Annotated in this window: 24 protein-coding genes and 1 pseudogene; 10 read left to right on the top strand and 15 right to left on the bottom strand. The window is 74.3% G+C overall.

Annotated features, from left to right (window positions below):
• Positions 1-17 precede the first annotated feature (17 nt).
• Complete coding sequence (locus tag HCN08_RS14215) at positions 18-689, bottom strand: TetR/AcrR family transcriptional regulator (protein WP_167983400.1); 672 nt, start codon at positions 687-689, stop codon at positions 18-20.
• Positions 690-937: 248 nt separating this feature from the next.
• Here HCN08_RS14215 and HCN08_RS14220 point away from each other — a divergent pair, with 248 nt between their 5' ends.
• The 4 genes from HCN08_RS14220 (at position 938) to HCN08_RS14235 (ending at position 5,661) form a co-directional block, all read left to right on the top strand.
• The gene (locus HCN08_RS14220; protein ID WP_167983401.1) at positions 938-2,335 is read left to right on the top strand and encodes an MFS transporter; all 1,398 of its coding nucleotides are present in this window, start codon (positions 938-940) and stop codon (positions 2,333-2,335) included.
• Between the two features lie 72 nt (positions 2,336-2,407).
• Positions 2,408-3,043, top strand: coding sequence for a GNAT family N-acetyltransferase (locus HCN08_RS14225; RefSeq protein WP_167983402.1), 636 nt, complete (start codon positions 2,408-2,410; stop codon positions 3,041-3,043).
• A gap of 237 nt (positions 3,044-3,280) precedes the next feature.
• Entirely contained in the window at positions 3,281-3,967 is a 687-nt protein-coding gene (locus tag HCN08_RS14230; RefSeq protein WP_167983403.1) for a TetR/AcrR family transcriptional regulator, read from the top strand.
• A 116-nt stretch (positions 3,968-4,083) separates the two neighbouring features.
• Entirely contained in the window at positions 4,084-5,661 is a 1,578-nt protein-coding gene (locus HCN08_RS14235; protein ID WP_167983404.1) for an MFS transporter, read from the top strand.
• Between the two features lie 74 nt (positions 5,662-5,735).
• Here HCN08_RS14235 and HCN08_RS14240 read toward each other — a convergent pair whose 3' ends face one another.
• The 5 genes from HCN08_RS14240 to HCN08_RS14260 form a co-directional block, all read right to left on the bottom strand.
• Complete coding sequence (locus HCN08_RS14240; protein WP_167983405.1) at positions 5,736-6,098, bottom strand: hypothetical protein; 363 nt, start codon at positions 6,096-6,098, stop codon at positions 5,736-5,738.
• Positions 6,095-6,958 carry a DODA-type extradiol aromatic ring-opening family dioxygenase gene (locus HCN08_RS14245; RefSeq protein WP_167983406.1) on the bottom strand — a complete coding sequence of 288 codons (864 nt, stop codon included), beginning with the start codon at positions 6,956-6,958 and terminating at the stop codon, positions 6,095-6,097. Before HCN08_RS14245 ends, HCN08_RS14240 begins: the two co-directional genes overlap by 4 nt.
• Position 6,959: 1 nt before the next feature.
• A complete protein-coding gene (locus HCN08_RS14250) occupies positions 6,960-7,814 on the bottom strand; it encodes a citryl-CoA lyase (protein WP_167983407.1) in 855 nt (284 codons plus the stop codon).
• Positions 7,807-9,021 carry a CaiB/BaiF CoA transferase family protein gene (locus tag HCN08_RS14255; protein WP_167983408.1) on the bottom strand — a complete coding sequence of 405 codons (1,215 nt, stop codon included), beginning with the start codon at positions 9,019-9,021 and terminating at the stop codon, positions 7,807-7,809. The genes HCN08_RS14250 and HCN08_RS14255 overlap by 8 nt, the downstream gene beginning before the upstream one ends.
• A 324-nt stretch (positions 9,022-9,345) precedes the next feature.
• Entirely contained in the window at positions 9,346-10,143 is a 798-nt protein-coding gene (locus tag HCN08_RS14260; protein ID WP_167983409.1) for an IclR family transcriptional regulator domain-containing protein, read from the bottom strand.
• A gap of 241 nt (positions 10,144-10,384) precedes the next feature.
• Here HCN08_RS14260 and HCN08_RS14265 point away from each other — a divergent pair, with 241 nt between their 5' ends.
• Positions 10,385-11,926 (top strand): amidohydrolase family protein, encoded by a 1,542-nt coding sequence (locus tag HCN08_RS14265; protein ID WP_167983410.1) that lies wholly within the window; start codon positions 10,385-10,387, stop codon positions 11,924-11,926.
• Between the two features lie 31 nt (positions 11,927-11,957).
• Here HCN08_RS14265 and HCN08_RS14270 read toward each other — a convergent pair whose 3' ends face one another.
• From HCN08_RS14270 to HCN08_RS14280, 3 genes and pseudogenes are all read right to left on the bottom strand, one after another.
• On the bottom strand, positions 11,958-12,452 hold the full coding sequence (locus HCN08_RS14270) for a DoxX family protein (protein WP_167983411.1): 495 nt from the start codon (positions 12,450-12,452) through the stop codon (positions 11,958-11,960).
• A gap of 208 nt (positions 12,453-12,660) precedes the next feature.
• Positions 12,661-13,260: pseudogene (locus tag HCN08_RS36925) on the bottom strand (MFS transporter); the annotation flags it as partial.
• Between the two features lie 66 nt (positions 13,261-13,326).
• Positions 13,327-13,785, bottom strand: a complete 459-nt coding sequence (locus HCN08_RS14280; RefSeq protein ID WP_167983412.1) for a hypothetical protein — start codon at positions 13,783-13,785, stop codon at positions 13,327-13,329.
• Between the two features lie 165 nt (positions 13,786-13,950).
• Here HCN08_RS14280 and HCN08_RS14285 point away from each other — a divergent pair, with 165 nt between their 5' ends.
• A complete protein-coding gene (locus tag HCN08_RS14285; RefSeq protein WP_167983413.1) occupies positions 13,951-14,205 on the top strand; it encodes a helix-turn-helix domain-containing protein in 255 nt (84 codons plus the stop codon).
• 6 nt (positions 14,206-14,211) lie between these two features.
• Here the strand turns inward: HCN08_RS14285 and HCN08_RS14290 are convergent, their stop codons facing one another.
• The gene (locus HCN08_RS14290) at positions 14,212-15,171 is read right to left on the bottom strand and encodes a class I SAM-dependent methyltransferase (protein ID WP_167983414.1); all 960 of its coding nucleotides are present in this window, start codon (positions 15,169-15,171) and stop codon (positions 14,212-14,214) included.
• A 78-nt stretch (positions 15,172-15,249) separates the two neighbouring features.
• Here HCN08_RS14290 and HCN08_RS14295 point away from each other — a divergent pair, with 78 nt between their 5' ends.
• Complete coding sequence (locus HCN08_RS14295) at positions 15,250-15,918, top strand: helix-turn-helix domain-containing protein (protein ID WP_167983415.1); 669 nt, start codon at positions 15,250-15,252, stop codon at positions 15,916-15,918.
• Positions 15,919-16,004: 86 nt separating this feature from the next.
• On the opposite strand, the gene HCN08_RS14300 is transcribed toward HCN08_RS14295, so the two are convergent.
• On the bottom strand, positions 16,005-17,756 hold the full coding sequence (locus HCN08_RS14300; RefSeq protein ID WP_167983416.1) for an LppU/SCO3897 family protein: 1,752 nt from the start codon (positions 17,754-17,756) through the stop codon (positions 16,005-16,007).
• 283 nt (positions 17,757-18,039) lie between these two features.
• Here HCN08_RS14300 and HCN08_RS14305 point away from each other — a divergent pair, with 283 nt between their 5' ends.
• Together HCN08_RS14305 and HCN08_RS14310 are read left to right on the top strand one after the other, a co-directional pair.
• The gene (locus HCN08_RS14305; RefSeq protein WP_322974440.1) at positions 18,040-18,633 is read left to right on the top strand and encodes a COG4315 family predicted lipoprotein; all 594 of its coding nucleotides are present in this window, start codon (positions 18,040-18,042) and stop codon (positions 18,631-18,633) included.
• 131 nt (positions 18,634-18,764) lie between these two features.
• Complete coding sequence (locus HCN08_RS14310) at positions 18,765-20,144, top strand: outer membrane protein assembly factor BamB family protein (RefSeq protein ID WP_167983417.1); 1,380 nt, start codon at positions 18,765-18,767, stop codon at positions 20,142-20,144.
• A 234-nt stretch (positions 20,145-20,378) separates the two neighbouring features.
• Here HCN08_RS14310 and katG read toward each other — a convergent pair whose 3' ends face one another.
• On the bottom strand, positions 20,379-22,616 hold the full coding sequence (gene katG / locus HCN08_RS14315; protein ID WP_167983418.1) for a catalase/peroxidase HPI: 2,238 nt from the start codon (positions 22,614-22,616) through the stop codon (positions 20,379-20,381).
• A gap of 186 nt (positions 22,617-22,802) precedes the next feature.
• On the opposite strand from katG, the gene HCN08_RS14320 reads away from it, so the two are divergent.
• Entirely contained in the window at positions 22,803-23,228 is a 426-nt protein-coding gene (locus HCN08_RS14320; RefSeq protein WP_167983419.1) for a Fur family transcriptional regulator, read from the top strand.
• 73 nt (positions 23,229-23,301) lie between these two features.
• On the opposite strand, the gene HCN08_RS14325 is transcribed toward HCN08_RS14320, so the two are convergent.
• Genes HCN08_RS14325 through HCN08_RS14335 form a run of 3 tightly spaced genes read right to left on the bottom strand, consistent with a single transcriptional unit; the run spans position 23,302 to position 24,652 of the window.
• A complete protein-coding gene (locus tag HCN08_RS14325; RefSeq protein WP_167983420.1) occupies positions 23,302-23,745 on the bottom strand; it encodes an SRPBCC family protein in 444 nt (147 codons plus the stop codon).
• A 32-nt stretch (positions 23,746-23,777) separates the two neighbouring features.
• Entirely contained in the window at positions 23,778-24,185 is a 408-nt protein-coding gene (locus HCN08_RS14330) for an ArsR/SmtB family transcription factor (protein ID WP_167983480.1), read from the bottom strand.
• Positions 24,186-24,187: 2 nt separating this feature from the next.
• Entirely contained in the window at positions 24,188-24,652 is a 465-nt protein-coding gene (locus tag HCN08_RS14335; protein WP_167983421.1) for an SRPBCC domain-containing protein, read from the bottom strand.
• Positions 24,653-24,723: the final 71 nt, after the last annotated feature.

Consider the following 24,723-nt stretch of genomic DNA (forward strand, 5'->3'; position numbering starts at 1 on the left):
TCCCGCCCGCGGCGGAGCTACGCGCGGCGGTGCGCGCGCAGGATGAGGTCGGCTGTCTGCGCCGCGATACGCGTGTAGTCCTCCTCGGGGAGGGCCTGCGTGCCGTGCAGCGTCCTGACCCGGCCCTCGGTGGCGAGCAGCAGCACGAACTGCCGGGCGGCCAGGGCCGGTTCGGGCACGTCGAGGTCACCGGCACGGTCGCGGCCGGCGAGGTAGGCGGCGAGGTCGTCGAGGGTGCGGCGCGGGGCGTTCTGCCGCCACAGGCGCTGGAGTTCGGGGTGCCGGGGCAGCTCGGCGATCGTCATCCGGTGCAGCGCCGCCGCGTCCGGCGCGAGCACGGCCCGCAGGATGCGCACGCCGGCCGCGGTGAGGTCGGCGCGGGCGTCACCGGTCGCGGGCAGCGGGCTGCGCCAGGCGTCCGGGGTGTCGCCCAGCAGCCCGCCGGCCGCCTCGGCCGCGGCGAGGAAGAGCTTCTCCTTGTCGCCGAAGTGCGCGTAGACGGTCTGCTTGCCGACCCCGGCGGTCGCCGCGACGACATCGACGCTGGCCCCGGCGAAGCCCTCCCGCAGGAAGACGGCGAGCGCGGCCCGCAGGATGGCGTCCCGCTTGGCCTCCGACCTGCGCCGCCGCCCCGCTGCGGGCTCGGGCGCTGGCTCGGGGTCGGGGGCGGCGGGCGGTGAGGAGGGCATGGCCGCATCGTACCCCGCTTGCGAGACGGAACTGTTCCGTCTAGTTTGGAGCGAACGAGACTAGACGGTTCAGTCTCGCGTTACGTGTCCCCGTACGCGCCCGCAGCCCAGGAGGGGCCATGCCGCCCGACGCCGCACCCGCACCCCCGCCGGCGAAGCCGACACCACCGACCCCACCGGCACCGCCGAGCCCGGCGGCACACACAGCCCAGGCGCCACCGCCCGCCCGCGTACCGCCCCGGCGGCGGGTGCTCGCCGTCGCCGTCGTGATGCTCGCCGTCGCCATGGACCTGATCGACACCTCGGCCGTGAACGTCGCGCTGCCCTCCCTCCAGGGCGGCTTCTCCCTCGGCGCCGCCGGCGTGCAGTGGGTCGTCGCCGGCTACTCCCTGCCCTTCGCGGTGCTGCTGCTCGCCGGCGGCCGGCTCGGTGACGTCCTCGGCTACCGCAGGGCCTTCCTCGCCGGGACCGCCGGCTTCCTCGCCGCCTCGCTCGGCTGCGCGCTCGCCCCCGGCCCCGGGGTCCTCATCGGCGCGCGGACCGCGCAGGGCGCGGCGGCGGCGCTGATGGTGCCGCAGGCGACCTCGCTGCTCCAGCTGATGTACGCGCCCGGCGAGCGGGCCCGGGTCATGGGCCTGTTCGGCGCGCTGGCCGGGCTCGCGGCGGCCCTCGGCCCGCTCACCGGCGGGGCGCTGCTGCGGCTGGACCTGCCCGGCGCGGACTGGCGGCCGGTCTTCCTGCTCAATGTGCCGGTCGCGCTCGCCGCCCTCGCCGCGGGCGCGGCGCTGCTGCCGCCGGGCGGCTCGCCCCGCGCGGTGCGGCTGGACCCGCGCGGCACCGCGCTGGCCGTGGCGGGCCTGGGCCTGCTGGTGCTGCCGCTGGTGCAGGGCCCGGCGCTGCACTGGCCGCCGTGGTGCGCGCTGTCGCTCGCGGCGGCGGTGCCGGTGCTCGGGCTGCTGGTCGCCGACCAGCGCGTCCGCGGCCGGCGGCCGGGCACGACGCTCGTCGACCCCGGGCTCTTCCGGCACCGCTCCTTCGGCTCGGGGCTGCTGCTCAGCCTGCTGGTGGAGGCGGTCATGGGCGGACTCATGCTCGCCGCGACGCTCACCCTGCAGGACGGCCTGGGGCTGCGCCCGCTCGCCGCGGCGCTGACCACACTGCCGATGGTGGCCGGGATGGTGGTGGGCGTGGTCGTGCTCGCCGAGCCGCTGACGCCGCGGCTGGGCCGCCATGTCGTGACCGCCGGATGCGCCCTGCTCGCCGCGGGCACCGCCGCGATGGCGTGGGTGCTGCACCACGGCGGGGACCGTACGCATGTCTGGGCGCTGCTCCCGGAGTTGGCGGTCGTCGGCGCCGGACTGGGCATGCTGATGGGCCCGTTGTTCGCCGTCACCCTCCAGCATGTGGCCCCGGCGGACGCGGGGGCGGCCTCGGGCGTACTGGAGTCCGTCGAGCAACTGGGCGGTGTGCTCGGGGTGGTGTCGGTCGGCACGCTCTTCCTGCACCGCGCGGCCGGCCACGGCTCCGTGGCCGCTTTCGGCTGGGCGGCGGGCGCGGTGCTGGCGCTCGTGGCGCTGGCGGTCGCGGCGGTCCCGGCGCTGCCGCGGCACTTCAGGACCGAGGAGGAACTGGGCCTTGAGGTGTGACGGACCGCGGCCGGACGGATCGCCGTGACCCGTGGGGGAGTTGGTGCGGGCAGGGGGCTACGCTCCCTGGCCATGGGCAGCGCACTGGGCGGGATTCTGGAAGCCGCGGCGGACGGCACGTATCCGGCGGCGGACGGCGGGACGACGCTCGTGCCGCAGGCGGACGACCGCGACGCCGGGGTCATCGCGTTCACCGCGCACGCGGTGATCTTCACCGACCTCGACCACGACTGGGTGCGCGGCCGGCTCACCGCGGTGGACAGCGACCCGCTGGCCGCCGCGATGAACCCGCGCTTCCTGGCCGCCCTGCTGGACCGGGCCGGCCGCCGCACCGACACCGTCGACCTGCTGTCGGTGGCTCCCCCGCTCCCCGGCGCGCCCCCGCTCGCGCTGCGGGAGATCGACGACCCGGCCCATCCGCGGGTCGCCCGCGCGCTCGCCCACCGCGACGACGTACGCGTCTGGTCCGCCGACGGCGGCGTCCTCGTCCTCGGCCGCGGTGTCGCGGGCCGCTGGGAGGCGGCGATCGAGGTCGAGGAGGACGCGCGCGGGCGCGGTCTCGGCCGGGCGCTGGCCACCGCCGCCCGGCACCTCGCGCCGGGCCCGGTGTGGGCCCAGCAGGCCGCGGGCAACGCCCGCTCCGTCCGCGCCTTCCACGCGGCAGGCTTCCGCCCGGTCGCGGCCGAGTCCCTGCACGCCCGGGCGTAGCCCGCCGGCGGCGCTCCACGGCCCGGGCCGAGCGCGGCACCAGGCGTCGCAGGAGGCGTTCCGCACGGCGTGGCGCAGGTCACAACCACCGGCTGAAATATCCGGGGACTCCCTCCCCGTTACATGCACGTGAATGCATAACCGGGGAGCACCTCCCCGGTTGCCGGAAGCCAAGGGCCGACAGACGCCGACAACGCCGACGAGCCCCGGGACGAGCCGCCGAGAGGAGTTACCGCCGTGACCACCGTGGCAGAAGTGAACGAGTCCGCCGTACGGGCAGCCGAGCCGGGAACTGCCGAGGCGGCGGCCGTGCGGTCACACCGTACGCGGGCGGACGCGGTACGCAACCGTGAGCGTATCGTCGCCGCCGCGCGGGACGTCTTCGTCGAGTACGGCTACGACGCCCCGCTCGACGAGATCGCCCGCCGGGCCGGCATCGGCAACGCGACGCTCTACCGGCACTTCGCCGACCGGCAGGCGCTCGGGCAGGCGGTGCTGCTGTACGTGCTGACCCGCACCGCGGACCGGGCGGCGGCCGAGGCGGCCGTCGTCGAGGCCGGCGGGGACCCGTGCGCGGCGCTCAGCCGCTTCGCGCACACCGCCGTCGAGGAGAACGTCGGCGCCCTGTGCGGACTGCTCGTGGGCGGTGACAAGCGGCGCTCGCCGGAGCTGACCGAGCAGAAGGCACGGCTGGAGGGCGCGCTCGACGCGCTGATGGACCGGGCCCGGCGCGACGGGCGGCTGCGCGGCGACGTGACCCGCACCGACCTCATGGTCGCCATCTCCCGGCTCACCCGGCCGCTGCCCGGCGTGGACTGCGCCGACAGCGACATCCACCGCCACCTCCAGCTCTTCCTCGACGGCCTCAAGGCACAGGCCGGCACCGAACCGAAGGCGGGCGACGCGACGACGCGCACCCCGTAAGCCCCACCCCTACCTACCTCGTACTGACCATCAGCCGCACAGCACCGCGGGCGCGACGCCCCGGCGCCCGTCACCCCTGATCTTCACGCCCTCCGCGTACCGAAGTGGATACCCCCATGTCTCAAACGCTGTCCAAGACGACGCCCGACAGGGCCGCCCAGCCCGATCCCCGGCGCTGGAAAGCGCTCGTCTTCATCTCCCTGGCCCAGCTGATGGTCGTGCTCGACGCGACGATCGTGAACATCGCGCTGCCGAGCGCCCAGCACGACCTCGGCATATCCGACGCGAACAAGCAGTGGGTCATCACCGCGTACGCCCTCGCCTTCGGCGGGCTGCTGCTCTTCGGCGGCCGGATCGCCGACCTGTGGGGACGCAAGCGGGCCTTCGTGACCGGCCTGACCGGCTTCGCGCTCGCCTCCGCCATCGGCGGCGCCGCCGGCAACGAGGCCATGCTGCTCAGCTCGCGTGCCGCGCAGGGCGTCTTCGGCGCGCTGCTGGCGCCCGCGGCCCTGTCGCTGCTCGCGACGACCTTCACCGACGCCAAGGAGCGCGCCAAGGCCTTCGGCATCTTCGGCGCGATCGCCGGCGGCGGCGGTGCGGTCGGGCTGCTGCTCGGCGGTGTCCTGACCGAGTTCCTCGACTGGCGCTGGACGTTCTTCGTCAACATCCCCTTCGCGGTGATCGCCGCGCTCGGCGCCTACTTCGTGATCCGCGAGCCCGCCGGCGGGCGCAACCGCTCGCCGCTGGACATCCCCGGCGTGCTGCTGTCGACGCTCGGCCTGGTCTCGCTGGTCTACGGCTTCACGCGCGCCGAGACGGCCGGCTGGGCGGCGGCCTCCACGATCGGCCTGCTGGTCGCCGCGGTGGTGCTGCTCGCGTCCTTCGCGTTCGTCGAGTCCCGCGTCAAGCACCCGCTGCTGCCGCTGCGGGTCGTCGCCGACCGCAACCGCGGCGGTGTCTACGCCTCGCTGGGCCTGGCCATCATCGGCATGTTCGGCGTGTTCCTCTTCATGACCTACTACCTGCAGGTCGTGCAGGGCTACTCGGCGATCAGGACCGGCTTCGCCTTCCTGCCGATGGTCACCGCGTTCGTCGTCGGCTCCACGCAGATCGGCGCCCGGCTGGTCAACCGGCTGCCGGCCCGCGCCCTGATGGCGCCCGGCTTCGCGCTGGCGGCCGTCGCGATGCTGCTGCTGACCCGGCTGTCGGTCGGCGCGTCCTACCCGGGGGTCGTCCTGCCGGGCCTGGTCCTGCTGGGCCTGGGCATGGGCACGGCCTTCATGCCGGCGATGTCGCTGGCCACCTCGGGCGTGCAGCCGCGTGACGCGGGTGTCGCCTCGGCGATGGTCAACACCTCGCAGCAGGTGGGCGGGGCGATCGGCACCGCGCTGCTGAACACGATCGCGGCCTCCGCGACCGCGACCTACCTGGCCGCGCACCACGCGGCGGCCCCGGCAGCCGCGAAGCTCGCCCAGGCGCAGGGCCTGGTCCACGGCTACACCCACGCCATCTGGTGGGCGGTCGGCATCGAGGCGGTCGCCTCGCTGATCGCGCTGACCTTCGTCAACGCCGGCCGGCCGACCACGGTCCGCGTCGCGTCCAGCTCGGACGGCCGGTCCGCGGACTCCGCGCAGGCCGGGCAGGCCGGGCACACCGAGCAGGCCGAGGACGCCGTCCCGGTGATCCTGCACTGACCCACCGCAGCACCGCCGCGAGGCCCCGCCCTCCTTCCGGGCGGGGCCTCGCGGCGTTGCCCGTTCCGTACGGGTCAGGTCGCGATGTCGGGGTACGGCAGCGTGTGGTGGGCCAGCCGTACGGCGTACTCGCGCTGGAACGCGAGCGGTTCGGGGTGGTCGCGCTCGAACATCGCGATGAAGAGGGTGAGGGTGAGGAAGGGGTGCGCGCCGAGCGCGAAGAGGGCCGGGTAGTCGTGGGTCGCGAGCGCGCTGCGCTCGGCGTCGTCGAAGGCGAGCCAGGTGGTGGCCTCGGCGGTGACGCAGTTGAGCAGCCGCGGGGCGTGCTCGGCCTCCCAGGCGGCGACGGTCGCGGCCGGCTCCTCGCGGTAGCGCTCGACGAGGGCGGGGTCGCGGTCGACGGTGTAGAGGAACTTGTTCAGCAGGTACTTGCTCACACCGGCTCTCCGTTCGGGTACCAGGTGAAGTACGCCTCCATGGTGTGGAAGAGGTCCAGCGTGTCGACGTAGTCGGCCCGGCGGCCCTCGCCCGCGACGCCCATCATCAGCATGAAGTCCATGAAGCCGTGCGTGGCGTTGCCCGGCAGGTGCAGGCTCTCCAGGCTCACTTCGGCCAGGCACCCCGCCAGGTCGCCCTCGGCTATCCAGCGCACGGCCCTGGCGTCGAAGTCAGGGTCGGGCCCGTGCGGGCCGAACTGCCGCGGGCCGCCCAGCTCCAGGGACAGATGGCCGGTGCCGATGACCGCGACGCGCTGGTCGGACGGCCAGGACTCGATGATCTCCCGCAGCGCGGCGCCCAGTTGGACGAAGCGGCGGGGCTGCGGCAGCGGCGGCGCGAAGATGTTGGTGTAGACGGGGACGATCGGCAGGTCGGCCTGCGGGCGCAGCGTGATGATCGGGCACGTGATGGAGTGGTCGATCCGCAGCTCGTTGGAGAAGGCGAGGTCGAACCCGGCGTCCAGGCCCGCCCGCAGGATGTGCGCGGAGAGCTCCTCGTGGCCCTTGAGCAGCATCCGCGGCAGCCCGAACTCGCGCTCCTCGTTGTACCAGTTGGCGTCGTAGAAGGGCGCCTTGCCGACCAGGAACTGCGGCATGTTGTCCAGCCACAGCTGGTGGAAGTGGTCGGAGCCGACCATCACCAGCACATCGGGGCGGGCCTTGGTCAGCGTCTCGCGGAACGCCCCGATCTTGCGCACCCACTCGTCGGCGAAGGGCGGCCGGTCGGCGCCGGTGGCGGTGCTGGCACGGTAGTAGAACGGATGGTGGGTGGACGCGATCACCGCCACCAGCTCGGCCATCTCAGCGCTCCTCGTGGTCGGTCGGGGTGCCCGGCTGCGCCGTGCGGGGCGGCGGGTTGTACGGATCGGGCGGCACGGGGCGGTTGTTGAGGTCCACCGACAGGAAGATGTCGTTGGCGACCGGGTGCCGCAGCTCCTCGGCGAGCTGCCCGATCAGGCCCGCGGTGCGGGCCAAGAGGGCGAAGCCGCGCAGCAGTTCCAGCGGCAGGCCCAGGTCCGCGAGGGCCGCGCCGCACACGCCGGCGCCGTTGAGCGGCAGCGTACGGCCCAGCACCCGCGGGTGGACCCGGCCGATCGCGGCGAACAGCGCCAGGTGCGGGCCCGCCACGCCCTCCTCGGCGGCGATCGCCATCAGGCGCGGGGTGCGCGGGTCGCCGTCCTTGTGCACGTGGTGGCCGAGCCCGGGGACGTACGCGCCCGCCGCGCGCTGCCGCTCGACCATACGCAGCGCGAGGGCGTCCCAGCCGGCGTCGTCCGCCGGGAGCGGGCCCTCCTGCGCGGCCAGGACGTCGTGCAGGAAGCGCCCGCAGTCCTCGGTGACGCCGAGGAAGCGGGAGCCGCCGCCGAGCAGCCCCGCGGCGAGGGCTCCCTGGACGGAGTCGGGGGCGGACAGCAGCGTCAGGCGGGCGGTGATGGCGGTGGGGGTGAAGCCGTGGTCGGCGAGCGCCGCGAGCACCGCCTCGAAGACCCGGGTCTCGCCCGGGCCCGGGCGGCGCTGGGTGGCGAGCCAGAAGGCGAGCTCGCCGAAGCCGACCTCGCCCATGACGTCGTCGGCGAGGTCCTGGCCGAGCAGGGTGATGCGGTGCGGGGAGGAGGCGCCGAGGGCGGTGGGGTAGCGGGGCGGCTGCTCACTCATCGGGCGTCTCCTGCGGTGTGCTCGGCGGTGTGCCCGGCTCCGTGCTCGGCGGATTGCTCAGCCAGGCGCGCAACTCGGCGCCGTGCTCGTCGAGTTCGGGCGGCGGCAGCCGGTAGCCGACCGGACTGGCCGAGAAGCGGATGGGGTTGCGGGTCGTCGGCACCGCGCGGGCGCCCTCGCCGACCTCCACGATCGGCTCCAGGCCGAAGCGTTCGGCCATCGCGAAGCCGCCGTCGACGGTGTTGATCGGCCCGCACGGCACGCCGACCGCGGTCAGCGCCTCGAACCACTCCACCGCCCCGCGGGCGGCGAGCCGTTCGACCAGCAGCGGGCGCAACTGATCGCGGTGCGCGGTGCGGTCGGCGTTGTGCGCGAAGCGCGGGTCCGCGGGGACGTCGGGCAGGCCCAGCACCTCGCACAGCTTCCCGAACTGGCCGTCGTTGGCGGCGGCCACGATGAGGTCGTGGTCGGCGGTCGGCAGCGGCTCGTACGGGAAGACGCTCGGGTGCGCGTTGCCCATGCGGTACGGGACGACGCCGCCGGCCGCGTACGCCGAGCTGTGGTTGACCAGGCCGGTCAGCGCGGAGGAGAGCAGGTTGACCTCGACGTGCTGGCCGCGGCCGGTGGCGTCGCGGTGCCGCAGGGCGGCGAGGATGCCGATGACGGCGTGGTTGCCGGCCATGACGTCGAAGACCGAGATGCCCGCGCGGTACGGGGGCCCGTCCGGGTCGCCGGTCATGCTCATCAGGCCCGAGATGGCCTGCACCATGAGGTCGTAGCCGGGGACGTTGCGGCCGGGGCCGGTGCCGAAGCCGCTGATGGAGGCGTAGACGGAGCGGGGGTTGGCGGCGGCGACGCTGTCGTAGTCCAGGCCGTACTTGGTCAGGCCGCCGGGCCTGAAGTTCTCGATGAGGACGTCGGCGCGGTGGGCGAGCTCGCGGGCGGTTGCCGCGTCCGCGGGGGTGCGCAGGTCGAGGGCGAGGGATTTCTTGCCGCGGTTGACGCCGAGGTAGTAGGTGGAGACGTCCTCCCGGACGGGGGGCTTCCAGCCGCGGGTCTCGTCGCCCTGCGGGCTTTCGACCTTGATGACGTCGGCGCCCATGTCCGCGAGGAGCATTGTCGCGTAGGGCCCGGCGAGGACCCGCGAAAAGTCCGCGACCAGAAGCCCTTCCAGCGGGCCTCCGCCCCCGCCGCTCCCCTCCACCATGCGCCCCTCGCCCTCCCCTGTCCGCCTACCGGACCCCCGTCCGCCCCGAGTCTGCGCCCCCGCCCCTCCGAGGTCAACCCTCCGGGCTGCCCCGTCCTGTGATCCCGGGACCTTCCCGCCGTCGTGGCTTGTCGCGCAGTTCCCCGCGCCCCTGAAAAGCAACCTCCGTCGCAACCGCACCCACCCGCCGCGAGGCGGGAAGAGGCCGCGTCTGCGACACAGGGCAACAAACCAGGGGCGCGGGGAACTGCGCGACCAGCCACGACGATGGGGAAGGTCCGGCGGCGGCGGAACGGGGCAGGGCGGGGGGAACCCCCGGAAAAGCTATGCGCGGGCGTGGGGGACTGCGTGGAGGCGGGCGAAATCCGCGCTGATGTCGCCGGCGGCCTGGAGGAGCAGGGGCAAGTGGTGGTCGAGCAAGAGCTCAAGCGATGTCTCCGCCGCGTGGCAGTTGACGTTCACGCCGGCGATCACCCGCCCCGTACCGTCCCGCAGCGGCGCAGCCACCGACCTGATGCCCAGAGTCAACTGCTCATCGGTCAGCGCCCACCCCCGGGCCCGCACATCGCGCAGCTCCGCCTCGCGCTCGGCCCGCGTCGGCTGCCAGCGGGCGGTGAGCCCGGAGCGCGTGCGCTCCGCCAGCACCGCGTCGACCTCGTCCGGCGGCAGCGCCGCGAGCTGCACCTTGCCCAGCGACGTCGCGAGCGCCGGGAAGCGCGTACCGACGTGCACGGCCAGGGAGACGATCTTCGGTACGGACACCCGCGCCACGTACACGATGTCGGAGCCGTCGAGCTGCGCGATGGAGCAGGACTCCCCGGTGCGTTCGACGAGCCGCTCCAGGTGGGGCCGGGCCACGTCCCACAGGCCCATGGACTGGACGTACGCCACGCCGAGGTCGAGCACCCGCGGGGTCAGGCGGTAGCCGCGCTCGGCGGCGCGCACGTAACCCAGCTCCTCCAGGGTGAGCAGGATGCGGCGGGCGGTGGGGCGGGCCAGGCCCGTCGCCGCGGCGACCTCGGTGAGGGACATCGCCGGGCTGCCGGGGCGGAAGGCGGTGATGACCTCCAGGCCGCGCGCCAGCGCCTCGATGAAGTCGGGACCGGTTCCCGTACGCGGCATGAGTCGGCCTCCTTGCGCTCCCCGTCGGCCGCCGCGCGCTGCCACGGCCGGCCCACCCGAAGCGTAACGCCCGCTGTCCGCGGGGCGGACGGTACGGCCGGCGAACCGGATGCCGGGCCGCGCGCCCCGGGCCCGCCGGACCGTTGACAGCGGCGCGCGGAGGGGCGATCGTAGCCGCACCGGAGCTGTGTCCGCACAGCGGACGAGTGTACGCGAACGCGACGCGAAGGAGCGTGAGGCGATGAGCGGGCCCACCACACAGGGCGGCGCACCGGCCGCGACCGGCACGGACACGCCGCCCGGCACCGCGCCCGGCCCGCAGGCAGCCGCGGTCACCGCGGCCCCGGCCGGCGACCGCGGCCGGCCCACCGTCTTCCGCAACGCAACCGTCCTCACCGTGGACGCCGCGCGCAGCGTCCTGCACGGCCATGACGTCCTGGTCGTGGGCGACCGGATCGCCGCCGTCGGAACCGGCCTCGCCGTCCCCGACGGCACCCTGGAGATCGACGCCGCCGGCGGCATCGTCATGCCCGGCATGATCGACACCCACCGCCACCTGTGGCAGACCGCCATGCGCGGCTACGGCGCCGACTGGACGCTCACCCAGTATTTCGTCTGGTACTACCTCGAATGGGGAAGGATCTTCCGCCCCGAGGACATCTTCGCCGGCAACCTCCTCGGCGCGGTCGAGGCGCTGGACGCCGGCGTGACGACCACCGTCGACTGGTCGCACGGCCTGCGCACCACCGACCACGCCGAGGCCGCCGCCGACGCCCTGCTGTCGGTGCCCGGCCGCTTCGTCCTGGCCTACGGCAACATCCAGGCCGCGCCCGCCGACTGGACCGCCTCCGCCGACTTCCGCGCCTTCGTCGCCCGGCGCCGCGACAGCGCCGGCGACCGGCTCGGCCTGCAACTCGCCTTCGACGTCACCGGCGACCCGTCCTTCCCGGAGAAGCCCGCCTTCGAGGCGGCCCGCGCGCTCGGCCTGCCCGTCACGACGCACGCCGGCGTGTGGGGCGCCACCGGCGACGACGGCATCCGCCTGATGCACGAGCACGGCTTCATGACCCCGCAGACGGTGTACGTGCACGGCGCGTCGCTGTCCGCGGACTCCTACCACCGCATCGCCGCGACCGGCGGCTCCGTCTCCGTCTCGACCGAGAGCGAGCAGAGCGCGGGCCAGGGCTACCCGCCGAGCTGGACGCTGCGGTCGTACGGGATACCCGTCTCGCTGTCGATGGACACCTCCGTGTGGTGGAGCGGCGACCTCTTCTCGGCGATGCGCGCCACGCTCGGCGCCGACCGCTCGCGCGAGCACCTGGAGGCGCACGCGGTCGGCGAGACCGTCACGCACGCGGCGCTGCGCGCCGAGCAGGTCGTGGAGTGGGCCACCCGCGGCGGCGCGCGGGCGCTCGGCCGGGAGGCCGACCTCGGCAGCGTGGAGGTCGGCAAGAAGGCCGACCTGGTGCTCCTCAAGAACGACCACTCCCCCGTGTCGTTCCCGCTGCTCAACCCGCACGGCCATGTCGCCTTCCAGGCGCAGCGCGCGGACGTGCACACCGTGCTGGTGGACGGCCGGATCGTCAAGCGCGACGGCCGGCTGGTCGGCACCGACCTCGCGGCGCTGCGGCGCACGGTCGAGGCGACGGTGGAGCATCTGCGGGGCGAGCTGGGCGAGGAGGCGTGGCAGCGCGGGATGAACCCGGACGTGCCGGCAACGAAGATCCTCGACAACCCCTACACGTACACCGACTACCGGAGTGCGGGGACGCACGGCGGGTGAACCGGGCGTCCCCGCACGGGACTTCCCGGCGCTACGTCAGCTCGGGGGCCCGGTCCCGGTCCTTGCCGCGGTCGTGCTCCTCCGCGGCCAGGGACCGGGGCGAACCGCCTTGCAGGGAGCGGGCGGTGACCCGGCCGAGCGACCACGCGCCGGGCCCGAGCGCGGCGATGAGCAGCAGGCTCCAGCAGAACATCACCGACGGCTCACCGCCGTTCTCGATCGGCCACAGCGCGTGCTTCTGGTGCACGGTGAAGTAGGCGTAGGCCATCGAGCCGGAGCCCAGGACGGCCGCGACCCGGGTGCCGGACTCGCCGATTCCGACGAACACCAGGATTCCGCAGACCAGTTGGATGAGTCCGGCCCACCATCCGGGCCAGGCGCCGGTGTCGGGCCGGCCACCGTCGGGCCCGCCGAACAACCCGAGCACGGTGGAGGCCCCGTGGCAGGCGAACAGCAGCCCGACGACCATCCGGAAGAGCGATAAGAGGTAGGGGCGTGCGGCATCGATCCGCTTGTCGATGTCCATGGCAGAGCTCCTTAGATGTGGGGGGAGCAGCGGCTTCGGCAGCCCGCGCCCCGCGCCCCGCGGTGCGCCGCACGACGGCGGGCGGCGGGTGGGGGCGCGGACGTCTGCCGATGTCGTGTGGGGGTACGGAACGCGGGCCGCGGTTGTTCACTCCGATACGAAATTGCCCCAACCGCCGCTGCGGACCCGCGGGGAGCACCCCGCTCGCACTGCCGGCCTGCGCCTCGGCCACGTCCCCGAGGGCGACCGCGAAGACCGCGCCGAAGCAGCAGCCCATACCGAGGCCGGCGACGAAGAGCGGCGCGCCGATCCACGGCACCGGGTCGGGCCACGCCGCGATCAGCACCGCCATGGCGGCGACGCCGGCGCCGAAGAGGGCGACACCCGCCGAGACCACGGTCCGGCCGCGCGTGGTCACGTGCCGCCGTACGGTGAACGAGGCCGCGATGATGCCGACCGACATCGGGGCGGCGGTCAACGCGGCGTGCAGCGGGCTCAGTTGCAGCTGCTCCTGGCGGTACAGCGCGGTGACGTACATCGTGCCGGTGACCGTCGCGAAGAACGACGCCCCGAAGGCCAGGCCCGCGACGAAGCCGCGGTTGGCGAACAGCGAGCGCTCCAGCAGCGGTTGGGCGCTACGGGACTGCTGCCGTACGAGGCGGGCCAGCGTCACCGCGCCAACGGCCAGTGCGGCGAGGGCGCGTGGCCGCCAGCCGGTGGCGCCGCCGTCGACCAGCCCGCCGCCCGCCGGCGACCCCGCGTCAGGCCCGGGCCGGTCCCGGGCGGCCCCGGGGTGGTCCCGCGTCAGCCGCGGGGCCGGCCCCGGGTCAGGCTCGACTCACGTCCCGTCTCACGTGACGCCTTACGCCCCGCCTCAGTCGCGCTGGGAGACGTACGCCGTGACGCGGTCGGCGAGCAGGGCGTTCTCGCCGGGGCTCAGGCCGACGCGGGCCTGCCGGAGTACGGCCTCGACGAGCTGCCAGCGCTCGTCGACCCGGCTCTGCCCGGCGCCGTCCTGCATTGCGGCGGCGGCCCGCTCGACCTCGGCCTCCTCGGCCTCGACCTCCAGCAGCGCCGCGGCGGCGTCCTCCCGGCCGGCGTCCACCAGCTGCTCGGCGGTGACGCCGACGGCTCGCGCCATCCGGGCCAGCGTCTTGTCGGGGCTGCGGACGGGGACCTTCGCGCGTTGGACCAGCTGGAAGCCGGACACCAGTTGGCGCCAGCGGGCCTCGCTCAGTCTGGCTCGCCGCGCTGCTTCGCGCTGCGAGATCTGGAGGGCCGTTTGGGCCCGCTTGATCAGCAATCCCTCGGGCGGTGCCGGAGGCTCAGTCATGCGATGAGCTTCGCACAACTACGCATTATCCGTCCAGTCCCCTCCCGAAATTCGACCGCTCGCACACGCATTCACCTGCGCATATGCGCGTGACTACGCGCCTCCCTCTCGCGTACTTCGCGCGTAGCACTTGCTACCTGCGCGACTACGCGCTACGTTTTCGTCATGACCCACCGCTCACGCACCCGCCCCAGCCGGCTCCACCAGGAGCCCGAGGCGGTCACTTGGGCACGGGAGAAAGCCGGCCTCACCAAGCGCGCCCTCGCCGACCAGATCGGCATCTCCGAGCAGTTGATGGGCGAGATCGAGTCCGGCTGGCGCAGCGCCACCCCCGCCAACCTCCTCAAGATCGCCGCCGCCCTCAACTGCCCGCTCGTCGTCCTCGAACGCAAACGCCCGGTGTCCGCCTCCGCGGAGTAGCCGGCCCTACGGGCGTACGCCCACGTGGACGGTGATCGCCGCCAGCAGGTACGCGTCCGGGCGGTGCAGGATGCCCTGCGGCGAGTCCGGGTCCGTCAGGGTCGTCAACGTCGCGACGTCCTCGGCGGACATGGCCTCGGCGGCCCGCTCCCGCAGCCGGCCGAGCTGCGCCTGCAGATACGCCCGGGGCGCGGCGCCGAGCGGCGCCGGGAGGTCCAGCAGCGAGGTGAAGCTCGTCACCGACGTGAGCCCCGCAGCGCGCAGCATCGCGGGCCAGTCCTCGGCGACCGGGACGCTGCCGGGCAGGTCGGCGCGCATCGCCGCGAACCACTCCTCCTGGACCGCGTCGAGCCGGGACTGCAGGCCCGGGGTGCCCAGGCCGAAGTCGCGCGGGAGGTAGCGCGCGGGCAGGCCGCCCTCGGCGACCGCGAGGACGCCGCCGGGGTTCAGCCGGGCCGCGAGCAGGTCCAGCGCCTGCTGCTGGTCGCCCAGGTGGTGGACCGCCTTGCTGCTCCACACCAGGTCGGCGGTGCCGAGCGTGTCGTCCAGGCCCGCGGGCAGCTCCGCCGCGCGCACCGCGACCCGCCCCGTCAGGCCCAGCGCCTGCGCGCGGGCCAGCGCCCGGTCGAGCAGCGGCTGCGAGCCGTCGACGGCGACCGCCTCGGCGCCCGCGAACTCCTCGGCGAAGACGCAGGTCATCACGCCGGGCCCGCTCCCGACGTCCAGCACCCGGCGCACCTCCCGCCCGCCGAGCAGCCCGCGCAGCCGGCCGGCCGTCGCCCGCAGCGCGGGCATCTCGACCTCGCCCGCGGTGGTCAGGTGCTCCGCCATCGCCTCCCAGTCGATCTCCGTGTCATGGGAGTGGGCGTGGGTGTGGGCGTGCGACGGGGTGTGGGCGGGGGCGGGGGCGGGCGTGCCCGCCTGGTGGTGGGAGTGCTGCGGCTCGTGGGCGCGCTCAGGGTTCATGCCAGGCAGCGTGCCCCGTGACGTAGCGCACCGGCAACAAACGTTGCCGTTTCCGGGACGCCGCAGTGGAATGGCCCCATGGCCCCGATCCCCACCCCTGCCCCCGGCCCCGGCCCCGAGCCCGAGCCCGGCTCCGGCTCCGACCGGGAGCGCGCCCCCGCGGCCCACCGTGCCGTCCTCGACGAGGTCGGCCCGCGGCTGAGGCGGCTGCGGGCCCGGCGCAATCTGACCCTCGCCGCGCTGTCGGAGTCCACCGGGATCTCCAAGAGCACCCTGTCCCGGCTGGAGTCAGGCCAGCGGCGGCCCAGCCTTGAGCTGCTGCTGCCGCTCGCCGCGGCCTACCGCGTCCCGCTCGACGACCTGGTCGGCGCGCCCGAGGTCGGCGACCCGCGGGTGCGGCTCACCCCGCAGAAGACGCCGGACGGCGGCACCGTCGTGCCGCTCTCCAGCACGCCGGGCCCCCTCCAGGCGTACAAGGTGATCGTGCCGGACCGCGGCAGCGAGCCCGACCCGCGGACGCACGAGGGCTACGAGTGGCTGTACGTGCTGCACGGCCGGCTGCGGCTGGTGCTCGGTGAGCACGACCTCGTCCTCGGGCCCGGTGAGGCGGCCGAGTTCGACACGCGTGTCCCGCACTGGTTCGGCGCCGCGGACGGCCGGCCGGTGGAGGTGCTGAGCCTGTTCGGCCGACAGGGCGAGCGCATGCACGTCCGCGCCCGCCCCAGCCGGCCCGGCGCCCGCGCGTAAGGCGCGACCGGCGGGACGTAAGGCGCGACCGCCGGCACGTAAGGCAGGACCGGCGGGACGCGGGGCCGGCTCGGCGGGAGGGCAACTCACCGCTGCCGGTAGCACATTGTGTACGCCAGCCCCGGGTAGTCGTTCGGCTTCCAGGTCGTCCAGGCGTCGTTGCCGCAGAACTTCTTGTCGTTGTACTTCGACGTCCGCCCCGTCACGATGACGTTCGCCTTCGCGCACGAGACCGCGTGCATCACGGGCTTGGCGTAGGTGCCGGTGAACTTCATGCACTGGTTCTGCACCGCGTGCCCCGCGTCGTCCGGGTAGACCATGGACAGGCACAGCGTGACGTCGAGGTCGGTGCGGCCGGTGACGCCGAAGTGCTCGGACCAGTCGTCATTGCGCAGGCTCTTGCAGCGGTCGGAGCTGAGCGTGCCGGTGTAGCGGGCGATGACGGTGAACGCGCCGGTCTGGCAGTCGAGTTGGTCCCAGTCGCTGCTCGCGCTCGAACCGTAGACGCACGTGCCGTTCTTGGCGTGGTAGGCGGTGCCGTGGTCGTACTGGTAGCTGAGGCACAGCAGGACGCCGCGGCTGGGGTAGGAGACGTTCCAGTCGTCCTCGGCGACGCTGTCGCACTGGTGGGTGTCGGTGGTGCCGCGCAGGACGGCGACGGCCTTGAAGGTCTGCGGGCCGCAGTAGGTGGCGGCGAGCTGGGGGCTGGCGGCCGTACCGGAGTTGGTGAAGCAGTCGCCGACGGCGGCGGCGGCGATCGGGTCGGCGGAGGGTTCGTCGCCCGGCAGGTCGGAGCCGCCGCTGCTGCCGCTGCCGCTGCTACTGCCGTCGCTGGAACCGGAGTCGGAACCGGAGTCGCCGCCGTCGGTCGAACTCCCGTCCGCGCCGGGCCCCTTGTCGGACGGGAGCAGCCCGTTCAGGTCCGGCAGCCCCGGCGCGGACGCCTGCGCGGCCGGCTTGCCGCCGAAGTCGTCGCCGGAGCCGTCCGTGGCGAGCGCGACCCCGGTGACGAGGGCCAGCACCGCGACCAGCGCCGCCGCCTGCCCCGCCCCGGTGCGCCACCACCGCTGCCGCGGTATCAGCCCCGCCGCCGGCACACCCCCGGGCCCGACCCCGCCGAGCCGCTCGACCAGCCCCCGCAGCGACGGCCGGCCGGCGGCCCGCGGCGCCAGGCACTCGGCGATCGCCTGCCCCAGCACGGGATCGGGTACGGGCACGGGCGGCGGCGGCCCCTGCTGCCAGCCCCCGGCGGCGGGGGCCGGCGGGCGGCCGGTCGCGGCGAAGTGCAGCAGCGCGCCCAGCGTGTAGACGGCGTCGGCCTCCGTGCGTATCCCGCCCGGCGCGGCGTGCGGCCCGCGGGCCGGCCCGGTGACGCCGTACGCCGCGAGCCGCGGGCCCTCCGGCGTCAGCACGACATGCGCCGGCTCCAGCCCGAAGAGCGCACCGCCCGACGCGAGCACCGCGCCCATCGCGCCGGCCAGCGCCACCGCGAGGTCGCGCAGGACGTGCGGCGGCAGCGGCCCGCTCCCGGCGACGGCCGAGGCGAGCGTCGGCGCCTCCGGCACACCGGTGGCCAGCCATGGCGCCGGGCTCTCGGTGTCGGCGTCGACGGGCAGCACGAAGGGCCCGCCGACCCGCCGGGCCGCCGCCACGTCCCGCCGGAAGACGGCGCGGAAGACCGGGTCGCCCGCGAGCTGCGGCATCACGAGCGTGACGGTGACCGGCCGCCCGTCCGGCCCGCGGCCCGCGTACTGCTCGCCGAGCGGGCCCGTGCCGAGCCGGCCGACGAGCGGGTAGGGGCCGACCTGCGCCGGCTCTCCCGGCCTGAGCGGTTCCATCCTGTGCTCCCCCGTTCCCGGCACCGCCCCGCGTCGGCCGCCGAGGCGGGGGGGGGCGGCGCGCGGTGCCGTCCGTACTGAACCGGTCGCCCCGCGACCGCCGGTTGCACCCACCGGAGTGGACACTCTCGCACCGCCCGGCGCGCCTTCGCCAGCGGGGTCCGGGGCCCGGGTAGCCCGGACGGCGCTCCCGCGTGGCCGGGTGTGCGGCGGTGGCGTGTAGTGGGCGGTGTGCGGCCCCGCAACGGGCGTGCCGCCCCCACACCATTCCGAGGAGTCCGCCGTGAGGCACCACGCCGCCATGAAGCACCACGTCAAAGCCGCCGCCGTCGCAGGGGCGGCGATCCTCGCCGCCGCGGTGAGCGGCTGCTCCGGCAGCGGGAACAGCAGCGGCGGCGGCAGCACGCACGCCGACGCCAGCACCGCGGCGCGCAGCGCCGAGCAGGCCGCGCAGGCGCAGACGACGGCGCCCGCGACGGTCACCACGATGAACGTCTCGCCGTTCGGCAAAATCCTGGTCAACGACAAGAACCTGTCGCTGTACCTCTTCCAGGCCGACAAGAGCACGACGTCCACCTGCACCGGCGCGTGCGCCAAGCTGTGGCCGCCGCTGCTGGTCAACGGCACGCCGACGGTCGCGGGCGGGGTGGACCAGAAGAAGCTCGGCACGAGCAAGCGCTCGGACGGCGGCACGCAGGTGACGTACGACGGGCACCCGCTCTACCGCTTCGCCGCCGACACCAGCCCCGGCAACGTCCGCGGGCAGGGCCTGAACAACTTCGGCGCCAAGTGGTACGTGCTGGGCACGGACGGCAAGGCGATCACCAAGTCCGCGTCCTCCTCGTCCTCCGCGCCGCCCTCCGGCAACGGCTACTGAGCCTTCCCGCGGCGGGTGTCGGGCCGTCACCGGGCGCCGTACGGCCGTCTCGTAGCCTTGTCGGATCATCGGCGCGGGGGCATGCGTGTCCCCGCGCCGGCACGACCGGCACGGCGGGGGTGGGGACGGGCATGGCACCCGGCACGGCGAACGAGACGACGACGCAGACGAAGGCGAAAACGCAGGCGAGTACCTGGACCAGGGGGCGTACGGCGGTGGCCGGCGTCGTGGTGGTGGCGCTCGCGGCGGGCGGCTGGCTGTGGGCCCGGCAGGGCCCGGACTACCACGAGCAGGTCAGCGCGGCGAGCAGCACGTACCCCGCGGCCCTCGGCACCGCCCCGCCGGACGCGCCCGGCCGGCTGCTGCGGCGTACGACCGACTCGTACGGCATCGTCGGCGCCCTGTCGGTCGACGAGATCGCCGACCGGGGCCTGCGCAAGGACGGCATCACGGCGACCGACCTGCGCACCGGGAAGACGTACTGGCGCTACGCGCGCGACGGCACGGACCTCGGGCCGGTCGCACTCGCCACGTCCGGCGGGGGCGGAGGCGGCACTGCGGCGGTGTGGTGGAAGGACGGGCTGCTCGCCGCGGTCGACGCCCGCAGCGGCGAGGTCCGCTGGCGGCACAAGATCGCTTACGGCGACGTGGGCGGCGGCAGCAGGGAGTTCGCCGACCTGCGGGTCACCGCGGGGCTGGTGCTGGCGCAGAGCCGTACCGCGCTCGCCGCGTACGACGCGGACGGCGGCGGCCACGCGTGGACGGCCGCGCCGCCGAAGGGCTGCGGCTTCACCAACCACGGCGTCTTCCCGATGGCGCAGGTGGTCGTCGCGGCGGCGCTGTGCGGCGACGACCTGCGGCTCGTCGGCTACGACACCGGCCGCGGCTCGGTGCGCTGGCAGCTGCCGGAAGGGCTCAACCGACTGCTGCCGGCCGACGACCGCACGCTCGTCACGGCGTCCGGGCGGCACACGGACGAGGGCGAGGTGGTGGACGTCTCGGGTCCGCAGCCGGTGACGCGGCGCTGGACCTCGCTCGACGGGCACCCGTCGGTCGCCGCCGGGGACGGGATCGTGCTGTGCGTCGACAACGTGGGCGCCGGCGATCGGAAGGACGGCGAGGACGAGGGCGCGCTGGAGGGCTTCGGCGTCGGCGACGGGCGGCGGCACTGGCGGGTGGCGCCGGCGCCGGGGACCCGGTTCGGCGCGCCGCTGCTGGCCGGGAGCCGGGTCTACGTCGTGCAGCAGCCGGCGCGGGCGCCGCTGGACGACGAGGGCAAGCCGGTGGCCGGGGCCCCGTATCCGGCGCAACTGCTGGTCCTCGACGCGGCGACGGGCCGCCAGGTGCACGCGGGCGCGCTGCCGGCGGTGCCGATGGACGACTCCGCGGCCTTCTCACCGGACCCGTCGGCGGCACTGCGGCCGGTGCGGGCGGCGGACGGGGTGCTGGCGGTGGCGTGGTCGCAGATGTTCGACGGCGCGACGGCGGATCTGACCGTGCTGGCGCAGTGAGGCGGTGCGCGTGCGGTAACGCGGCGGGGCCCCGCAGCCGTGGTGGCTGCGGGGCCCCGGTCGTACGATCCGGTCGGCTGACCGGTGAGGGCCGGACCCGGCCTCGGACCGGACCCGTACCGGACCTCGGACCGGATCCCGTACCGGACCTCGGACCGGATCCCGTACCGGACCTCGGACCGGATCCCGTACCGGACCTCGGACCGGATCCCGTACCGGGCCTCGGACCGGGCCTCAGACCAGGTCGAAGCGGTCCAGCTCCATGACCTTGGCCCACGCGGCGACGAAGTCCGTGACGAACTTCTCCTTCGCGTCGTCGCTCGCGTACACCTCGGCGAGCGCCCGCAGCTCGGAGTTCGAGCCGAAGACCAGGTCCGCGCGGGTGCCGGTCCACTTGACCGCGCCGGTGGCGGCGTCACGCGCCTCGAAGGTCTGCGAGTCCCCCGAGACGGCGTGCCACGTGGTGCCCAGGTCCAGCAGGTTGACGAAGAAGTCGTTCGTCAGCGTGCCGGGCCGGTCGGTCAGGACGCCGAGCGGCGACTGCTGGTAGTTCGCGCCCAGCACGCGCAGGCCGCCGACCAGGACGGTCATCTCCGGCGCGCTCAGCGTCAGCAGGTTCGCCCGGTCGAGCAGCAGGTACTCCGCGGGCAGCCGGGTGATGGCGCCCTTGCCCGCGTAGTTGCGGAAGCCGTCCACGGTGGGCTCCAGCGCCGCGAAGGACTCGACGTCCGTCAGCTCCTGCGAGGCGTCGACCCGGCCCGCGGTGAAGGGCACCTCGACGCTCACGCCCGCGTCCTTCGCGGCCTTCTCGACGGCCGCGCCGCCGGCCAGCACGATCAGGTCGGCGAGCGAGACGCGCTTGTCGCCGCTCTGCGCGGAGTTGAAGGACTCCTGGATGCCCTCCAGCGTGCGCAGCACGACCGCGAGGCGGTCCGGCTCGTTGACCTCCCAGCCGATCTGCGGCTGGAGGCGGATCCGGGCGCCGTTGGCGCCGCCGCGCTTGTCGCTGCCGCGGAAGGAGGACGCCGAGGCCCACGCGGTGGAGACCAGCTGGTCGACGGTCAGGCCGGAGGCGAGGACCTGCTCCTTGAGGGCCGCGACGTCGGCCGCGTCGATCTGCGCGTACGTGGCCTCGGGCAGCGGGTCCTGCCAGATCAGCGTCTCGGACGGCACCTCGGGGCCGAGGTAGCGGACGACCGGGCCCATGTCGCGATGGGTGAGCTTGAACCACGCGCGGGCGAAAGCGTCGGCGAACTCGGCCGGGTTGTCCTTGAAGCGGCGCGAGATCTGCTCGTACGCCGGGTCCACGCGCAGCGCGATGTCGCTGGTGAGCATGGTCGGGGCGTGCGACTTGGCCGGGTCGTGCGCGTCCGGTACGGTGCCGGCGCCCGCGCCGTCCTTGGGCCGCCACTGGTGGGCGCCGGCCGGGCTCTTGAACAGCTCCCACTCGTAGCCGAACAGGATCTCGAAGAAGCTGTTGTCCCAGGTGGTGGGGGTGTCGGTCCAGATGCCCTCAAGGCCGCTGGTGATGGTGTCGCCGCCCTTGCCGGTGCCGTAGCTGTTGGCCCAGCCCAGGCCCATGGCCTCGATCGGGGCGGCCTCGGGGTCGTCGCCGACGTGGTCGGCGGGGCCGGCGCCGTGGGTCTTGCCGAAGGTGTGGCCGCCGGCGATGAGGGCGACGGTCTCCTCGTCGTTCATCGCCATCCGGCGGAAGGTCTCCCGGATGTCGCGGGCCGAGGCCAGCGGGTCGGGGTTGCCGTTGGGGCCCTCGGGGTTGACGTAGATCAGGCCCATCTGGACCGCGCCGAGCGGCTCCTCCAGCTGGCGGTCGCCGGTGTAGCGCTCGTCGCCGAGCCAGGTGGTCTCCGGGCCCCAGTAGACGTCCTCGTCCGGCTCCCACACGTCGGCGCGGCCACCGGCGAAGCCGAAGGTCTGGAAGCCCATCTGCTCCAGCGCGACGTTGCCCGTGAGGATCATCAGGTCGGCCCACGAGATGTTCTTGCCGTACTTCTTCTTCACCGGCCACAGCAGGCGGCGGGCCTTGTCCAGGTTGCCGTTGTCGGGCCAGCTGTTGAGCGGCGCGAAGCGCTGCTGCCCGGCGCCGGCGCCACCGCGGCCGTCACTGATGCGGTACGTGCCCGCGCTGTGCCAGGCCATGCGGATCATGAACGGGCCGTAGTTGCCGAAGTCGGCCGGCCACCAGTCCTGCGAGGTGGTGAGCAGCTCGGCGATGTCGCGCTTGACGGCCGCGAGGTCGAGGGACAGGAACGCCTCGCGGTAGTCGAAGTCCTCGCCCAGCGGGTTGGCCACGGCGGGGTTCTTCGCCAGGATCTTCAGGTTCAGCCGGTCCGGCCACCAGCCGCGGTTCCCCCCGCCCTGGGTGGGGTGCGGGGCGCGCCCGTGCGCGACGGGGCAGCCACCCGCGCCCTCCGTCTTCGCGTCGACGACGACTGCGTCGTGGTTCTCAGTCATTGCGGAGTCCTTCCCGACCTGCGGTTCTGGCTGCGGCATGCACAGACCTTGGCTATCACCGGATCCGATCCTACGATGGACTCAGTCCAAGTCAAGAAGCGGGCCAACCGTACAGACCATCGAAATACGGACGCCGATTGCTAAACTCCGAGCTCCCAGGAGCCTTACCCGAATAGGTGAACCGACATGAGCGACCTGCTGGAACGGCTGCGCGGCCGGGGCTGGCGGCTGACCTCGCAGCGGCGTGTCGTCGCACAGGTCCTCGACGGCGACCACGTCCACCTCACCGCCGACGAGGTGCACGCCCGCGCCGCACTGCTCCTGCCGGAGATCTCCCGGGCGACCGTCTACAACACGCTGGGCGAGCTGGTCTCGCTCGGCGAGGTGATAGAGGTCTCCACGGACGGCCGCGCCAAACGCTACGACCCCAACGCCCACCACCCCCACCAGCACCTGGTCTGCTCCCGCTGCGGCATGATCCGCGACGTCCACCCCAGCGGCAGCCCCCTGACCGACCTCCCCCCGGCGGAACGGTTCGGCTTCACCGTCTCCACGGTCGAGGTCACCTACCGCGGCCTGTGCCCGGGCTGCACGCAGACGCTGTCGTCCTAGGAACCGGTCCCGGCCGCCCGGGTTCCGGTTCGGCTCGGCTCGGCTCGGTTCAGGGGCTGCCGCCCGGTGGGGATCAGTGCCAGTCGCTGATCGGGAGGTCGCGGGGGTCGGGGGCGCCTTCGCCGGTTTCGAGGAGCTGCTTGAGGCTCACCAGGAAGACCGCCCACTTGGTGCTGCAGTGGGACATGAACTCGACGGGCTCGCGCCAGCCCTCGTGGGCGAAGAGCACGATCGTGTAGTCGCCCTCCTGGCGGAGGTGCCAGGAGACGGTGGTGCCGAGCCATTCGTCGGGGCCCGCCACCACCTCCCAGCGGACGTGGCGGGCGGGGTCGGCGGCGAGGACCTTCATGTCGAAGCCGCCGACGCGGAAGCGGAACTCGATGACGCCGCCGGTGTCGGTGGAGCCGGTCGTCTTCTCCGCCCACCAGCCGGCCAGGCCGTCAAGGGTGGTGAGGGCGGTGTAGACCTGCTCGGGGGTGGCGTTCTCGACGCCGATGCGGTGGATGATGTCGGGCATGGGCTTGCCTTTCGGGGGGTGCCTTGCGGGGGTCAGTGGGCGGTGGGGTCGCCGGGGGCGTCCGGCGTGGCGGCGTCGGAGGTAGGGGCGCGGTCCTTGTCCTTGCCGCGCTGGATCGTCTCGGCGATGCGCTTGATGCGGCGCAGCCGGGAGTCCCAGGCGGCGCCGACGTCCGTGAGCTGGGCGACCGCGCGGGCGAGTTGCGCCTCGTCGACCCGGAAGTGCCGCTCACGGCCGGCGGGGGTGGCGTGCACCAGGCCCACCCGGTCCAGCACGGCCAGGTGCTTGGCGACCGCCTGCCGGGTGACCGGCAGGTGATCGCTGAGGCTGGTGGCCGTCCCGCTGCCCTCGGCCAGCAGCAGGTCGAGCATCCGCCGCCGCGTCGGGTCGCCGACCGCGGACCACAGGTCGTCGTCGATGGTGCTGCCGGCCGGCGCCATGGTCACGCGCCCGCCCCGACCTTGGCCGCGTACACCGCGAGCCGGGGCAGGTAGTGGTCCCAGCCGGTGACGTGGTCGCGGTACCGCCCGGCGGCCTTCGCCTCGTCCCAGCCGCGCTCCCGGAAGCCGGTCTCCGTCATCCGCAGCAGGGTGCCGTCGCCGTCGGGTTCGAGGGCGAAGACCACGAGGTTGGAGTTGCCGGGCGCGGCGGTCCGGCCCGCCTCGTGCGTCCAGCGGAAGGAGAACAGCCGCGGCGGCACGGCGTCGACGACGGTGAACTGCACCCAGCTCACCTCGCCCTTCGCCACATCCCCGAAGCCGATCCGCCCCGCCGCCCCCGGCACCGCCGGCAACTCGACCGCATCCGGCCACCACTCCCGCAGGTGCTCGGGGCTGCTCACGACGTCGAACACGACCTCGGGCGAGGCGTCGATACGGATCTCCCGCTCCAGGGTTCCGTCATCCATGGGGGCCACCTTTCGCAACGTTCGGTTGCGTATCAGGTTAGTCGCCGAAGGCTTGATCTGCAACCATTGGT

This window comes from Actinacidiphila epipremni (assembly GCF_012034175.1).
In the GTDB taxonomy this organism is placed as follows: Bacteria; Actinomycetota; Actinomycetes; order Streptomycetales; family Streptomycetaceae; genus Actinacidiphila; species Actinacidiphila epipremni.

What these genes read in the sequence shown, in the direction of transcription:
- HCN08_RS14325 (WP_167983420.1), bottom strand. Translation starts at nt 23,745, where the DNA reads ATGCCCGACATCATCCACCGCATCGGCGTCGAGAACGCCACCCCCGAG.
- HCN08_RS14330 (WP_167983480.1), bottom strand. Translation starts at nt 24,185, where the DNA reads ATGGCGCCGGCCGGCAGCACCATCGACGACGACCTGTGGTCCGCGGTC.
- HCN08_RS14245 (WP_167983406.1), bottom strand. Translation starts at nt 6,958, where the DNA reads ATGGCCGAGCTGGTGGCGGTGATCGCGTCCACCCACCATCCGTTCTAC.
- HCN08_RS14320 (WP_167983419.1), top strand. Translation starts at nt 22,803, where the DNA reads ATGAGCGACCTGCTGGAACGGCTGCGCGGCCGGGGCTGGCGGCTGACC.
- HCN08_RS14300 (WP_167983416.1), bottom strand. Translation starts at nt 17,756, where the DNA reads ATGGAACCGCTCAGGCCGGGAGAGCCGGCGCAGGTCGGCCCCTACCCG.
- katG (WP_167983418.1), bottom strand. Translation starts at nt 22,616, where the DNA reads ATGACTGAGAACCACGACGCAGTCGTCGTCGACGCGAAGACGGAGGGC.
- HCN08_RS14260 (WP_167983409.1), bottom strand. Translation starts at nt 10,143, where the DNA reads ATGCCGCGTACGGGAACCGGTCCCGACTTCATCGAGGCGCTGGCGCGC.
- HCN08_RS14235 (WP_167983404.1), top strand. Translation starts at nt 4,084, where the DNA reads ATGTCTCAAACGCTGTCCAAGACGACGCCCGACAGGGCCGCCCAGCCC.
- HCN08_RS14215 (WP_167983400.1), bottom strand. Translation starts at nt 689, where the DNA reads ATGCCCTCCTCACCGCCCGCCGCCCCCGACCCCGAGCCAGCGCCCGAG.
- HCN08_RS14335 (WP_167983421.1), bottom strand. Translation starts at nt 24,652, where the DNA reads ATGGATGACGGAACCCTGGAGCGGGAGATCCGTATCGACGCCTCGCCC.
- HCN08_RS14250 (WP_167983407.1), bottom strand. Translation starts at nt 7,814, where the DNA reads ATGAGTGAGCAGCCGCCCCGCTACCCCACCGCCCTCGGCGCCTCCTCC.
- HCN08_RS14280 (WP_167983412.1), bottom strand. Translation starts at nt 13,785, where the DNA reads ATGACTGAGCCTCCGGCACCGCCCGAGGGATTGCTGATCAAGCGGGCC.
- HCN08_RS14225 (WP_167983402.1), top strand. Translation starts at nt 2,408, where the DNA reads ATGGGCAGCGCACTGGGCGGGATTCTGGAAGCCGCGGCGGACGGCACG.
- HCN08_RS14295 (WP_167983415.1), top strand. Translation starts at nt 15,250, where the DNA reads ATGGCCCCGATCCCCACCCCTGCCCCCGGCCCCGGCCCCGAGCCCGAG.
- HCN08_RS14270 (WP_167983411.1), bottom strand. Translation starts at nt 12,452, where the DNA reads ATGGACATCGACAAGCGGATCGATGCCGCACGCCCCTACCTCTTATCG.
- HCN08_RS14265 (WP_167983410.1), top strand. Translation starts at nt 10,385, where the DNA reads ATGAGCGGGCCCACCACACAGGGCGGCGCACCGGCCGCGACCGGCACG.
- HCN08_RS14290 (WP_167983414.1), bottom strand. Translation starts at nt 15,171, where the DNA reads ATGAACCCTGAGCGCGCCCACGAGCCGCAGCACTCCCACCACCAGGCG.
- HCN08_RS14285 (WP_167983413.1), top strand. Translation starts at nt 13,951, where the DNA reads ATGACCCACCGCTCACGCACCCGCCCCAGCCGGCTCCACCAGGAGCCC.
- HCN08_RS14255 (WP_167983408.1), bottom strand. Translation starts at nt 9,021, where the DNA reads ATGGTGGAGGGGAGCGGCGGGGGCGGAGGCCCGCTGGAAGGGCTTCTG.
- HCN08_RS14310 (WP_167983417.1), top strand. Translation starts at nt 18,765, where the DNA reads ATGGCACCCGGCACGGCGAACGAGACGACGACGCAGACGAAGGCGAAA.